The following is a 13,955-nucleotide window of genomic DNA, read 5'->3' as shown; positions in this document are numbered from 1 at the left end:
CTATACCACAACTACGATTATTACTCTTAAAAATATGTCTTGTAACATTTTTACATAAAATAGAAATAAAATATTTGCCTGATGCTTTTCTTTTAACAGTTACAGATTGTATTTGGCCAGTTATCTTTTGATGAGTACGAAATCGGATCCAACCAACTTTAGGAAGACGAATACATTTACCATTAATACGGATATTGTTATTGATATTATTGGTTTTATAAGATTGTACCGGATTATATTTATTTTTATAGCTTGGATACTTGCTTATTTGGTTAAAGAATCTGTTAAATGCATTTTCTAAATTTTTCAATGATTCAATTAAACCTGTGGAATCAACTCGTTTTAACCAAGTTTTAGACTTTTTTAGCTCAGTTAACATAGCTGAACAATCATAAAAAGACAAATACTCCATATTTTCAGTATATGCTTTCTTTTTGGCATCCAGAAAAGAATTAAAAACAAACCTACAACAACCAAACTGATTGGTGAAAAAATTCTCCTGAACCTCATCAGGATAAATACGAACAACAAAACTCTTATACATAACAACTTTCAAAAAAAATACACCAAATAATAAAATATTAAATATGGATAATAAATTATTACTTATTGTATAGTTAATAATTATTTGATAATAGTATTTAAATATTTTGATAAAAAGTATTACTTTTCACACTTTATTCATATGATTTCTACAGAGCCAAAAATATAAAAAAATTTAACATTAGAATTAATAAATATATTATTAAAAAGTAAAATAACATATCTTAATATTAATAGTTTATTTTTAAAATTTAAGGAGTAATTACATGGCACATGAACATGGCGGAAATTTATCTGATGAAGATAAAAAAGCAATAATGGAACAAAACATTAACATTACTCGTAATCTTGCCAATATAAAATATAAAATTGCAGTTATGAGTGGTAAAGGTGGAGTTGGAAAATCAACAGTAGCTGTTAACTTAGCACAGGCTTTTAATGCAATGGGTTACAAAACAGCAATTTATGACGTAGATATTCATGGTCCTAACGTTCCTAAAATGTTAGGTATTGAAAATGAATCAATCGGTGTTAAAGGAAATAAATTAGTTCCTGTAGAAACTGATGACGGTATGTTAGTAGCTTCCATGGCCTTTTTAATTGAAAGCAACGGTTCACCTATCATATGGAGAGGCCCACAAAAAACCGGTGCAATTAAACAGTTAATCTCTGATGTTGCATGGGGAAATATAGATGTTATGATATTCGATAACCCTCCTGGAACAGGAGACGAACCTTTAACAGTTCTTCAAATGATTCCTAACCTTGATGCAGCAGTTATGGTAACAACACCTAGTTCCGTTTCAGAAGAAGACGTTATCAAATGTGTTGGTATGACAAGAATGTTGAATATTGACAATATAGGACTTGTAGAAAACATGTCATACTTTGAATGCCCTCACTGTTCAGAAAAAGTAAATCTTTTCGGAGACAGTAAAGGTGAAGCTTTCGCTAAAGCAATGGATGTTGATTATTTAGGTGATTTACCATTCAGAACACAGGTATCAGAATCTGCAGACAAATATGAAGTACCTATTGTTAAAGCTGAACCGGATTCCAAAGCCGCTCAGGGTTTCATGGAAATTGCTAAGAAAATCGAATCCACATATTTCAAAAAAGATGAATAAATATATTCATCAACTTTTTTTCATTATATTTTTAATTATATAACCATCTATTTTAATTACCAAAGGTTATATAATATGACATCAATATAATATAATTGTATAAAAACAAAAAAAATATGAAAAAATAATTTTAACTAAAATAATTATCTCATTTAATATGAAAAAGAGGTGTAAATGTGAAACCAACAGATAAAGATGTCAAAGGAACAACAACCGTAGGTTTTGTATGTAAAGACGGAGTTGTTTTGGCAACAGAAACAAGAGCAACCATGGGAAGTTTAGTTGCAAACAAAGGCGCAGACAAATTATTCCAGTTAGATGACAAAATCGGTGCAACAATTGCCGGAACAGTCAGCCATGCACAATCCTTAATGGATGTTATCAAAGCAGAAATATCATTATACAAACTAAAAAACGAAAAAGACATGTCAATAGATTCAGTTGCTGTAATGACCAGTAACATTCTAAAATCAGGACCATATTACGTACAGACCATCATTGGTGGAGTAGATAAAGATGGTGCAAAACTATACTCCTTAGATCCAAGTGGTAGTTACATGGAAGACAAATGCACATCCACAGGTTCAGGTTCACCATATGCATTCGGGGTACTGGAAGACAGATACTCTGAAGACCTGGATGTTGAAGAAGGTAAAAAAGTTGCTGTTAAAGCAATTACCTCCGCAATGGAACGTGACGTCTATTCAGGAAACAGTTACCGCTTAGCAACAATTACAGAAGAAGGTATGAAAATTTACACACCTGAAGAAATTAATGAAATTAAAGCTGATATGTAATCAGTTTTACTTTTTTTTATTTTTTATTTAAAAAAAACTTTTATATATAACTTTAAACATAGAACAAATTAGTTATTTTTAAAACTATTTTAAGATTTATTTTGACAATGTCAAAAATTAACAGAACATTCTTTAATACTGAAAATAAGTTAATTTTATAAATAAATTTTAGAAATTTAATTAATTCAAATACAAACATGACAATTTTTTATTGAATTAATCTAAACACGAAAAGACAACAAAATGAAAACATTAGTTGTTTACTAATTATGATAATAAATTATCACACAATTTATAAAAAATATCATTCTTTCAAATTAAATAGACGAGAGGGAATACAATGATTCAGGAAATCAAAGAAAGAATAATTGCACGCTTACCTGAAGAAGTCAAATTAGCTAAAGTCGAATTTGAAGGTCCGGAAATAGTTATTTATACAAAAAATCCGGAAATCATTAAGGACAATGGAAGCCTAATCAGAGACTTGGCAAAAGACATCAGAAAAAGAATTATTATTAGATCAGACAAATCAGTTTTATCCGAACCAACCGAAACAATCGATAAAATAGAAGAAATTGTTCCAGAAGAAGCAGAAATTACTGACATTGCCTTTGATGACGTAACAAACGAAGTAATCATCGAATCCAAAAAACCAGGATTGGTAATAGGAAAATATGGAACAACATCACGTGAAATAGTAAAACAAACAGGATGGGCTCCAAAAATATTACGAACTCCACCTGTAACTTCAGAAACCGTTCAAAGAATCAGACTAACTTTAAAAAGAAACAGTAAAGAAAGAAAAGAATTTTTACAGGAACTCGGTAAAAGAATTCACAGAGAAGCAAGATTTGACAATGACTGGGTACGTTTAACATCATTAGGTGGATTCAGAGAAGTAGGACGATCATGTTTATTCCTACAGACACCAAACAGTAAAGTTATTTTAGACTGTGGTGTTAACGTTGCAGGAGTAGATGAAAAAACAGCATTCCCATACCTCAACGTACCGGAATTCAATTTAAGTACATTGGATGCAGTAATTGTAACACACGCACACCTTGACCACACCGGTTTCGTACCATACCTCTATCACTACGGATATGACGGACCAACATACTGTACAACACCGACAAGAGATATGATGACCTTACTACAACAGGATCACATCGATATCTCCCACAGGGAAGACGACCCGTTACCTTTCAATATCAAGGACGTAAAGGAAACAATCAAGAAAACAATCACATTAGACTACGGTGAAGTAACGGACATCTCCCCTGATATAAGATTAACATTACATAATGCAGGACACATTGTAGGTTCAGCAATGGCACACCTCCACATAGGTGACGGAAAACACAACTTTGTCTACACCGGTGACTTCAAAAACGAAAAAAGCAGACTGCTTGAACCATCTGTAACCAGATTCCCAAGAATCGAATCAATGGTAATGGAAAGTACCTACGGTGGACATGAAGACGTAACACCAACCCGTAACACTGCAGAAAAAGAATTAATAAAAAGCATTTACGAAACCCTTAACAGAGGAGGAAAAGTACTTATTCCAGTATTTGCAGTAGGTCGTGCACAGGAAATTATGATAGTGCTTGAAGAATACATTAATCATGGAATTCTCAGAGACGTACCGGTATACATAGACGGAATGATCTGGGAAGCAACTGCAATTCACACAGCACACCCTGAATTCCTGAGCAATGAATTAAGAAACCAGATTTTCCACGTCGGTAAAAACCCATTCACATCAGAGGTATTCAAAAAGGTTACAAGCAATGAACAAAGAAGAAAAATCATTGACAGCAAAGAACCATGTATCATATTGTCAACATCAGGTATGTTAACAGGTGGAAACTCTGTAGAATACTTCAAAATGTTATGTGAAGACGAAAAGAACAGTATTGTCTTTGTAGGATACCAGTCAGAAGGTTCACTTGGACGTAGAATACAGAAAGGACACAAGGAAGCACCGCTCGATGATGACGGTGTAACCAGACTATACCACATAAATCTGGAAGTAACAACAATCGACGGATTCAGTGGTCACAGTGATCGTAAACAACTGATGGAATATGTACGAAGATTATCTCCTAAACCTGACAAGATACTGGTCTGTCACGGAGATGCATACAAGGCACTTGACCTTGCAAGCAGCATTTACCGTTCATACAAAATCGAAACGAAAACTCCTATGAATCTTGAAACAACAAGATTACAATAACCTCCACCAACTTTTTTTAAAACAATTAATTAATGTAAAGTATTAAAATTATAAAAAAAATATATATTATTAATCTATAAATTTTTTCAACATAGTTTAACAATATGAAAAAAAATTATGAGAACAAATAATTCTTAAATTAAGGGTGAGATAATGGTAACTTATTCTGAAGCAGGCGTAGATATTAGTTTAGAAGAAAAAACTGTTAAAGCATTAACAGGCGAACTATCAGAAACATTAGATTATAGAAACATTATAAAAAATACCGGACATTTTGCAGCACTGGTAGATTTTGGTTCAAAAGCTATAGCAATGAGTACTGATGGTGTTGGAAGTAAAATATTAATAGCAAATTTAATGAACAAATACGATACCGTTGGAATAGACTGTATAGCAATGGTAGTAAACGATATTTTATGCGTAGGTGCAGAACCTATAGCAATGGTTGATTACCTTGCAGTGGAAGAACCTAATCCTGAAATAGCAAGTGAAATAGGAAAAGGTTTAAAAACAGGATGTCAACAGGCAAAAATAGCAATGATCGGTGGAGAAACAGCATCACTCCCAAAAATTATAAAAGACTTTGACCTGGCAGGTACCGGAATAGGTATTGTCGACAAAGAAAAAATCATAACCGGTTCAGAAATAAAAGATGGAGACATTATCCTAGGTATTGAAAGTAGTGGAGTACACAGTAACGGATTAAGTCTTGCAAGAAAAGCATTACTTGACCTTGCAAAATACGATGTGGAAGACAAATTACCGGCTGACGAATCAATCACAGTTGGTGAAGCATTACTCGAACCTACTATAATATATGTGGATCCTATTATGGACCTGTTAAAATCAGGAATAGAAGTACATGGATTAGGTCACATCACTGGTGGAGGATTCAGCAATCTTAAAAGATTAAACAAAAATATGAGTTACTACATCAATGAATTACCTGAAACCTTACCAGTATTCCAGGAAATACAAAAAACAGGAATAGAAAGCAAGGAAATGTATCACGTATTCAATATGGGAATAGGCTTTTGTGTAATATTAGACAAAGAATACAAAGAACAGGCACTTGAAATACTTAACAAATACCACAACACCTACGAAATTGGTGAAATTAAAGAAGACGCTGACAACAAAGTTCTCATAACTGCAAGAAATGAAAATATTGAACTATAGGGGAGAAAATCAATGAAAATTAGTATTGACAATGAAAGAAAATTAATCGAAGAGATGTTAACAGCATACGGTGTTAAATCAAACGAAGCAAGCATTGTTGCAGAAGTAATTACCGACGGTGACTTAAAAGGTTTTTCAACTCATGGACTTGGAAGATTCCCCCAATACATTAAAAGTATCCAGGCAGGAACCATAAAACTTGAAGGCGACTATGAAATTGAAAAAGAAACAGCTGCTACCGCTATGATAAACGGAAACCACAAATTCGGACATTACATAACAGTAAAAGCAATGGACCTTGCCGTTAAAAAAGCAAGCGAATGTGGTGTAGGTATAGTAGGTATTCATGACAGTAACCACTACGGTATTGCAGGATTTTATGCTGACATTGCATCAGTACAGGACATGATTGGAATTGTAATTTCAAACACTGAACCTGCAATGGCACCTTTCGGAGGTAAAAAAGCATTGTTAGGAACAAACCCAATCACCATAAGCATTCCTACAGATGACATTCACAACTACATATGTGTAGATATGGCAACAAGTATAACTGCAAGAGGAAAATTACTTGAATCCAAAAGAAAAGGAGAACCAATACCTGAAGGATTAGCATTGGACAAAGACGGAAAACCAACCACCGATCCTGAAGCAGGACTTGAAGGTTCAATCCTACCATTCGGAGGATTCAAAGGATATGCATTGGCATTCATGTTTGAATTACTCGCAGGACCATTAGTAAGTGCAGCATGTGGAGTGGACGTTCAGGGAACAGCAACACCTGACGTGATGTGTACCAAAGGAGACTTACTCATAGTAATCAATCCTGAACACTTTGCCGGTTCAATGCAATTCAAATTCTATGTTGACCAGTTCGTAAGAGAAATCCGTGAAGAAAATGGTGTAATACCAGGTGACCGTGAAATCGAAAACATGAACATTGCAATGGAAAATGGTGTTCCGGTTGATGAAGCATTATACAACCAGTTAACCGAAATGGCAGAAGCCAAAGATTTAAACATTGAATCATACTTTGAAGAATAAAAACCATTACAATATCTCCCCCTTTTAAATACTATTTTTTAGGATAATTTAACTAATTAAAAAAAACATAATAAACATCAAGGTGATACTATTGGATAGTACCGATGTTATATACAATGGATTAAAAAATGCGGGTATAAATTTTATCGTAAGTGTACCCTGTGCAAATCTGAAAAAACTTTTAAATTTAATAGACGATGATGACGATATAAAACACGTACCTGTTACAAGAGAAGAGGAAGGGTTTGGAATCTGTGCCGGCGCCTACATGGGTGGAATGAAACCGGCAATACTTATGCAGAATTCCGGATTGGGAAACAGTGTGAACGTACTGGCATCACTAAACAAGTTATACAACTTCCCGATACTGATGATTATCAGCCATAGAGGAACCTTCGGTGAAGGAGTATACGGCCAGATACCTATGAGTAAAGCCACAACCAAAGTATTGGACAGTTTAGACATAATTTACCATAAGGTGGACAATCCCAACGATGCCGAAGAAATAGTTGAAAAGGCCTGGAACTTATCAAAAATATCAGAAGAACCAATAGCATTATTGTTTGATATAAATTACTGGAAAAGGAGTGTAAATGATGAAAAGATATGATGCAATTAAAAGGATTGTTGAAAGTACTGATGATGAATTTATCATATCCAACATCGGATTTCCTTCCAGGGAATTGTTTGGAATAAAGGATAGAAAAAATACGTTCTATATGTCCGGTTCAATGGGAATGGCCACACCTATAGGTTTAGGCTTATCACTTGCATTAGAACAAAATCAGGATGACAGAAAGGTAATCGTTATTGACGGAGACGGATCATTGCTTATGAACTTCGGAGAACTGGTTACAGTTTATGCACAGAATCCTTCAAACTTAATTATTGCATTAATTGATAACGAAGCTTATGGTTCAACTGGCTCTCAAGAAACTTATGCTTCCAGGATAAACCTGTCAAATATTGCAAAGAGTATTGGATTTAATGAAGTCTATTACATTGATGCAAAAAATAGTGTTGACGATATAGATATGCAGGATTATGTAAATAAAAAGGGACCCGTTTTCCTACATATCAAAGTAAATCCCGGAAACAGTGATGCACCAATCATAGATTTAACACCGTCAAAAATTAAAAACAGATTCATGAAACAAATTCATGAATAAAACTTTTCTAAAACTTCCAATACCCTTTCATTATTTTTTCCAACAAGGAGATTATGTTTAACGTTATCAAAAACAATCAGTTCCGAATTTTTAATCTTTTTCTGAATCGTTTTCTGTGAACTTAACAGGGATATTTCATCATATTTACCGGACATAACTAATGTGGGTACTTCTATTTTTGATAAAGAATCATCAACATCAAATTCCATACATGCATCAACTGCTTTTATGTAAGCATCAGTGTTTGCTGTCTTTGATGCAAATTCCCTTATTTGATCAAGTGCTTCCCTGTTATCATCAATTACTTCAGGACATAAAACCATAGGCAATATCAAATCGTAAAAATCTTCCAAACTATTTTTAAGAGCATCCTTAAATTGTGTGAAAATATTTGTTAAGTATTCATCAGATTTTGAAAAACTGGACATTAACACAAGTGAGGATACATTTTCGGGATATTTTAATGAAAAATCAAGTGCAACTGCTCCACCCAGAGAAAAACCTATTAAATCAACATTATCCAGATTTAAATCATCCAACAAGTTTTTCAGATCGCTGACGTATAAATCAATGTTTACTTCATCATTTCCTAAATATGATTCGCCATGACCACGAAGGTCCATTCTGATAATCTGATAATCCCTTTTCAGATGGCTTGCTAAAAATTCCCAATATAATAAACTATCTGAAAGTCCGTGAATAAAAACTAAAGGCCTTCCATTTCCTTCTATCTTGAAATTCATAGTATTAATTTAGTAAAAATAATTTAAATAATTTATTAAAAATAGAATCTGCTTGAATAATAAGTAGAAATGAATATTGAATTAAAAACTTTAAAATTAGAATAAATTGTAAATGCTCCGACCGGGATTCGAACCCGAGTCTTCGGCTCGAAAGGCCGAAATGATTGGCCGGACTACACTATCGGAGCAACTTACCAAATAGTTATGTTACATAACTATCTTTATTAAATGGGGCCGAGGCCGAGAATCGAACCCGAGTCACGGGATCCACAGTCCCGAAGAATAACCACTATCCTACCTCGGCATTTTAAATATTTTCCTTCTCTAAGTGCGGGAGCAGGGATTCGAACCCTGGTAGGCCTACACCAACAGGTCCTAAGCCTGTCCCCTTTGGCCAGCTCGGGCACCCCCGCATATAAAATATTTTCCGCATACTTTATACAAGGAATGTTTAGCTTGTTTGTTCTAGAATCTAAAATTTAATAAAAATATTGATAAAAAAGTTCTAGAAATGCTCCGACCGGGATTCGAACCCGAGTCTTCGGCTCGAAAGGCCGAAATGATTGGCCGGACTACACTATCGGAGCAAATTTTTTTGTAAAATGTTCAGTATGAAATGGGCCCAATGGGGTTCGAACCCATGGCCGCCCGGTTATGAGCCGGGCGCTCTACCTGGCTAAGCTATAGGCCCAGCTAAAATTAGCGCCGTCGGCAGGACTTGAACCTGCGACCAATCGGTTAACAGCCGAACGCTCTACCTACTGAGCCACGACGGCACTTCCATCTTACAATAGTTTATTTATAAATAATTATATATAAACTTACCTATCTGATGATAGGATATACTTTACAGTACAATACAATATTTGTTTTTATAGTATATATACTTTGTGGAAAAGATTATTAAAATATTTTAAAATTGTCAAAAAACAAATCCAGTTAAACATTTCGTTAAGATAAGCTTTAAAAAAAATGATGAAAAATAAAACGATTAAAATAAGTATTAAAAACTAATTATATAATTAATAGGAAAATATAAAATTTTAAACTAAATTTTAAATAAAAGGGGATTTAATTATGGATTTAATTGAAAAAATCAAAAATAAGGAAATATTTGATTTATTGATTGAAGCTAACAGAATTACTGAAAGAGTACACGGAAAGGAAGTTTCATTAGAACGTGCTATTTTTTTATCATGGTGGTGTGAAAAGGGAGACTGTAAATTCTGTTACATGTCTTCCCAGAAAGATAGAATTGACAATCCGGATAAAGCAAAAAGACATGTTAAAGGAATTTATGCCGAAGCAGAATTAACCAAAAGAATGGGATGGAATATAGAATTTTTATCCGGAGGATATGGAATTTACACAACGGAAGAAATTAGAGAAATTTCTGAAACAATTTATGACATAACAGACAATCCTGTTTGGCTCAATATTGGTATTACCAATGAACTTGACCAATATGGGGAAGAAATTGTAGGAGTTACAGGAGCTATTGAAACTGCCAATCCGGAATTCCATAATTACGTCTGTCCGAGCAAATCAATACCCGATATAAAGAAAATGTTAACCACAGCCGGAGAATTAGGTTATAAAAAAGCCATAACAATCATTGTAGGATTAGGTGAAAAACCGGAACATATGAATGATCTGTTTAATTTAATTGAAGAACTGGATATTGACAGGATTATATTTTATTCATTGAATCCTCATCCTGATACAGAATATCATTTAACACCTCAACCGGCATCATTGTACTATGCGAGTATTGTGGCCAGTACAAGAATTAGATTCCCAAATATAGAAATTATTACAGGTACCTGGACTGACAACCTTGCAAATATGGGTGTATTATTAAAGGCTGGCAGTAACGGATTAACCAAGTTCCCCTTATTTAAAATGTATGGTAACCGTTTTGGTAAACGTGTTGAAGAAGAAGTTTACTGGGCAGATCGTGAATTGAAAGGAAGTTTTTCAGATATGGATTTATTGACTAAGGGAAATAATTTAAGACCTGAATTGGAACCCTTTATTCAAAGATACATTGATATGTGTTACGAAAACTTAGATATTAAAAAAATATAAAAACAGAATAATGATAAAAACTCTAAAAAAAGTAAAAATTTAAATTAATTAAACAATAAAAATAAATATATAATATATTAATAAATTATTAAAAAACAATAAGAAGATTATTTATAATTGGAGGAATAACTATTACTGATATGATGTGTGGTCTTGAAATCCACGTACAACTTAATACAAATTCAAAATTATTTTGCAGTTGTCCAACAAATTACCAATCTGCACCAAACAACACAAACATTTGTCACGTATGTTTAAATCAACCGGGAGCTAAACCATTCCCACCAAACCAGGGTGTACTGGACAAAGCTATTAAAGTTGCCTTAATGTTAGGATGTGACATTTCAGATGAAATTATCTACTTCATGAGAAAACACTATGATTACCCTGATTTATCCAGTGGATATCAGAGAACATCAGTACCTGTAGGTATTAACGGTGAATTAAATGGAGTAAGAATTCACGAAATTCACGTGGAAGAAGACCCAGGACAATATAAACCTGACAGAGGAACCGTTGACTTCAACCGATCAGGTATTCCATTAATAGAAATCGTTACAGAACCTGACATGAAGTCTCCTGAAGAAGCAAGAAGCTTCCTTAACGAATTGGTACGTGTACTCAACTACAGTGGATGTACACGTGGTGAAGGTACAATGAGAGCTGACGTAAACATATCCATCGAAGGTGGAAAAAGAGCTGAAGTTAAAAACGTTAACTCCATCCGTGGTGCATACAAAGTTCTCAAATTTGAATTAATCAGACAGAAAAACATTCTCCGCAGAGGAGGGGAAGTTCAGCAGGAAACCCGTGCATTCCTGGAATCCCAGATGATTACAGTACCTATGAGATCAAAAGAAGATGCTGATGATTACAGATACATCCCTGATCCTGATCTTCCACCAATGTTAATCGATCCGGAACACGTTGAAGAAATCAGAGAGGAAATGCCTGAACCTGCTCACCTTAAAAGTGCAAGATTTGTTGAACAATACGGCATTGACGAAGCTGATGCAAAAGTCTTAACTTCAGAACTTGAATTGGCAGATGCATTTGAAGAAGTATGTAAAAAAGTTGATGCAAAAACTGCTGCAAGATTAATGAGAGACGAAGTAAAACGTGTATTAAACTATAACAAAATTGACTTTGCTGAAAGTAAAATTACTGCAGCAGACATTGTTGAATTAATTGAATTAATTGATTCCAAACAGGTTACACCAGAAGCAGCACACAAATTAATCGAACAAATGCCTGGAAATGACAAAACACCTACCGAAATCGGTAAAGAAATGGACATTATTGGTGTTGTAGAAGATGATGCAGTAGTTGCAGCAATAGATCAGGTTATTGAAGAAAACCCTAATGCAGTAACTGACTACAAAAACGGTAAAGAAAATGCTGTTAACTTCCTTGTAGGACAGGTTATGAGATTAACAAGAGGAAAAGCGAACGCCGGTGAAACAAATAAAATGATAAAAGATAAATTAGATTCAATGTAATTAATTTATCATCCCTTTTAACAAATAAAAGGAGTGATTAGATGAGTGATTATAAGAAAGTAAAAGATTACATGACACGAAATGTCATCACAGTAGACCCAGATATGCCTATAGAAGAAATTAAAAGAATCATTAAAACTACAGGACACGATGGATTCCCAGTAGAAAAAGATGGACAAATTGTTGGAATAATCACTGCATCAGACCTTCTTATTAAAGATTCAAAACCAACAGTTAGAGGAATGATGTCTGACGATATTGTAATAGCAAATGAAGAATTATCCATTAACGATGCCGCAAGAGTAATGTTCAGGATGGGAATATCAAGGTTACCGGTCACCAATGAAAACATGAAGGTTTTAGGCATAATTACAAACACTGACATCCTACGTTCACATATCGAACGTTCCACTCCCGAAAAAGTCAGCCAGTACCGTAAGACTCTTGAACAGTTGTATGGTGTAAAAACAGAATTGACCAAAGAAAAAATCAAGGTTTCAAAATTAAAACCGACACAGGACAAAGTATTTGCCGATGAATTACAGGGCAGAACCTATGAAATTGAAAAAGGCCTTGCAGAACCTATTATGGCAGTAAAAATAAATGAAGACAAGTACCTTGTTGTGGACGGCCATCACAGACTGGTTGCATCAACACAGATGGGAAATGATGAAATTTCAGCTTACGTTATCTCACTGGACAAGGAAATTAAACTTGGAATAGAAAAGACTGCAGAGAAAAATGGAATACATTCAATTGACGATATTGAAATTATTGCAGATGCACAACATCCTTTAATTGCTGTAACTGGAAAACTACGAGATAAAAATACAACCATAAAGAAGTGAAATAATGAAAGATGATATTATCAGAGAAGTTTATGATACATTAGTTGACAGAAAGAACAATCCTACCGATTCATATACTTCACAGCTAATGCAGGACTCTGAAAAGAAAGCAGAAGACAAAATCCTTGAAAAACTTGGCGAGGAAGCTACCGAAGTAATTCTTGCAAGTAAAAATAATGAAGATTTGGTTCATGAATCTGCCGATTTAATATTTTTTACAATATTGAATCTGGCTTATAAAGGAATTCCATTGGATGATTTGTTCGATGAATTAATCAACAGACACAAATAAATTTTAACCTCCCTCCAATAATAATCTTTTTTTATGAAAATTTTAATATTCATGTAAAATAACTATTTTTAACTCGAAATGATTTTCAGTCAAATTTATAAGCTCGAAATATTATAAATATCCTTATGAAATTAACCAATAATTCTCTGATTAAGGAAGCAGAACTGTTCTGTGCCAGGGAAAGTACCAGAAATCATCCGGAACTGGTTGGAATAAATGATGGAAAATCTATAGGAACTTTCATAGAACATGAATTCAAGATGTATCTTAAAAACAAGTACGAATTTAATCTGGGATCATCAGCAAGTGGAATTGATTTTCCGGATTCCGATATCAATACGGATTTGAAAGTAACATCCAGTAAAAAACCTCAAAGTTCATGTCCAT

Annotated in this window: 14 protein-coding genes and 6 tRNA genes; 12 read left to right on the top strand and 8 right to left on the bottom strand. The window is 33.9% G+C overall.

Annotated features, from left to right (window positions below):
- Positions 1–556, bottom strand: a 556-nt coding sequence (locus QZZ11_RS03895; protein ID WP_292473777.1) for an RNA-guided endonuclease TnpB family protein, incomplete at its 3' end; no start/stop codon positions are given.
- 253 nt (positions 557–809) lie between these two features.
- Here QZZ11_RS03895 and QZZ11_RS03890 point away from each other — a divergent pair.
- The 7 genes from QZZ11_RS03890 to comE all read left to right on the top strand — a co-directional run bounded on the left by QZZ11_RS03890 (position 810) and on the right by comE (position 8,098).
- On the top strand, positions 810–1,670 hold the full coding sequence (locus tag QZZ11_RS03890; RefSeq protein WP_292473776.1) for an Mrp/NBP35 family ATP-binding protein: 861 nt from the start codon (positions 810–812) through the stop codon (positions 1,668–1,670).
- Between the two features lie 176 nt (positions 1,671–1,846).
- A complete protein-coding gene (psmB, locus tag QZZ11_RS03885) occupies positions 1,847–2,467 on the top strand; it encodes an archaeal proteasome endopeptidase complex subunit beta (RefSeq protein WP_292473774.1) in 621 nt (206 codons plus the stop codon).
- 340 nt (positions 2,468–2,807) lie between these two features.
- Positions 2,808–4,706, top strand: a complete 1,899-nt coding sequence (locus QZZ11_RS03880) for a beta-CASP ribonuclease aCPSF1 (protein WP_292473772.1) — start codon at positions 2,808–2,810, stop codon at positions 4,704–4,706.
- 153 nt (positions 4,707–4,859) lie between these two features.
- Entirely contained in the window at positions 4,860–5,885 is a 1,026-nt protein-coding gene (purM, locus tag QZZ11_RS03875) for a phosphoribosylformylglycinamidine cyclo-ligase (protein ID WP_292473770.1), read from the top strand.
- A gap of 12 nt (positions 5,886–5,897) precedes the next feature.
- Positions 5,898–6,929 carry an L-sulfolactate dehydrogenase gene (gene comC / locus QZZ11_RS03870; protein ID WP_292473768.1) on the top strand — a complete coding sequence of 344 codons (1,032 nt, stop codon included), beginning with the start codon at positions 5,898–5,900 and terminating at the stop codon, positions 6,927–6,929.
- Positions 6,930–7,014: 85 nt separating this feature from the next.
- Positions 7,015–7,539: a sulfopyruvate decarboxylase subunit alpha gene (gene comD, locus QZZ11_RS03865; RefSeq protein WP_292473783.1), complete on the top strand. Its 525-nt coding sequence runs from the start codon at positions 7,015–7,017 to the stop codon at positions 7,537–7,539.
- Complete coding sequence (gene comE / locus QZZ11_RS03860) at positions 7,526–8,098, top strand: sulfopyruvate decarboxylase subunit beta (protein WP_292473781.1); 573 nt, start codon at positions 7,526–7,528, stop codon at positions 8,096–8,098. Before comD ends, comE begins: the two co-directional genes overlap by 14 nt.
- On the opposite strand, the gene QZZ11_RS03855 is transcribed toward comE, so the two are convergent.
- The 7 genes from QZZ11_RS03855 to QZZ11_RS03825 all read right to left on the bottom strand — a co-directional run bounded on the left by QZZ11_RS03855 (position 8,089) and on the right by QZZ11_RS03825 (position 9,617).
- Entirely contained in the window at positions 8,089–8,841 is a 753-nt protein-coding gene (locus tag QZZ11_RS03855) for an alpha/beta hydrolase (RefSeq protein ID WP_292473765.1), read from the bottom strand. The genes comE and QZZ11_RS03855 overlap by 10 nt on opposite strands.
- Before the next feature lie 113 nt (positions 8,842–8,954).
- Positions 8,955–9,029: transfer RNA gene (locus QZZ11_RS03850), tRNA-Glu, on the bottom strand.
- A gap of 41 nt (positions 9,030–9,070) precedes the next feature.
- Positions 9,071–9,145, bottom strand: a tRNA-His gene (locus tag QZZ11_RS03845).
- 25 nt (positions 9,146–9,170) lie between these two features.
- A tRNA-Leu gene (locus QZZ11_RS03840) sits at positions 9,171–9,254 on the bottom strand.
- A 99-nt stretch (positions 9,255–9,353) separates the two neighbouring features.
- A tRNA-Glu gene (locus tag QZZ11_RS03835) sits at positions 9,354–9,428 on the bottom strand.
- Between the two features lie 30 nt (positions 9,429–9,458).
- Positions 9,459–9,532 (bottom strand) — tRNA-Ile (locus QZZ11_RS03830).
- 12 nt (positions 9,533–9,544) lie between these two features.
- A tRNA-Asn gene (locus QZZ11_RS03825) sits at positions 9,545–9,617 on the bottom strand.
- Between the two features lie 301 nt (positions 9,618–9,918).
- On the opposite strand from QZZ11_RS03825, the gene QZZ11_RS03820 reads away from it, so the two are divergent.
- The 5 genes from QZZ11_RS03820 to QZZ11_RS03800 all read left to right on the top strand — a co-directional run.
- A complete protein-coding gene (locus QZZ11_RS03820; protein WP_292473763.1) occupies positions 9,919–10,929 on the top strand; it encodes a radical SAM protein in 1,011 nt (336 codons plus the stop codon).
- Between the two features lie 140 nt (positions 10,930–11,069).
- On the top strand, positions 11,070–12,428 hold the full coding sequence (gene gatB / locus QZZ11_RS03815) for an Asp-tRNA(Asn)/Glu-tRNA(Gln) amidotransferase subunit GatB (protein ID WP_292473761.1): 1,359 nt from the start codon (positions 11,070–11,072) through the stop codon (positions 12,426–12,428).
- A 41-nt stretch (positions 12,429–12,469) separates the two neighbouring features.
- Positions 12,470–13,276 (top strand): CBS domain-containing protein, encoded by an 807-nt coding sequence (locus QZZ11_RS03810; protein ID WP_292473759.1) that lies wholly within the window; start codon positions 12,470–12,472, stop codon positions 13,274–13,276.
- A 1-nt stretch (position 13,277) separates the two neighbouring features.
- A complete protein-coding gene (hisE, locus tag QZZ11_RS03805) occupies positions 13,278–13,568 on the top strand; it encodes a phosphoribosyl-ATP diphosphatase (RefSeq protein ID WP_292473779.1) in 291 nt (96 codons plus the stop codon).
- Positions 13,569–13,693: 125 nt separating this feature from the next.
- Positions 13,694–13,955: hypothetical protein (locus tag QZZ11_RS03800; protein WP_292473757.1), on the top strand; the 262-nt coding region annotated here is incomplete at its 3' end.

Origin of the sequence: Methanosphaera sp. (assembly GCF_016282985.1) — an archaeon.
In the GTDB taxonomy this organism is placed as follows: Archaea; Methanobacteriota; Methanobacteria; order Methanobacteriales; family Methanobacteriaceae; genus Methanosphaera.
The sequence above is the reverse complement of the archived record's forward strand: the minus strand, read 5'-3'. Positions and strand labels throughout refer to the sequence as shown.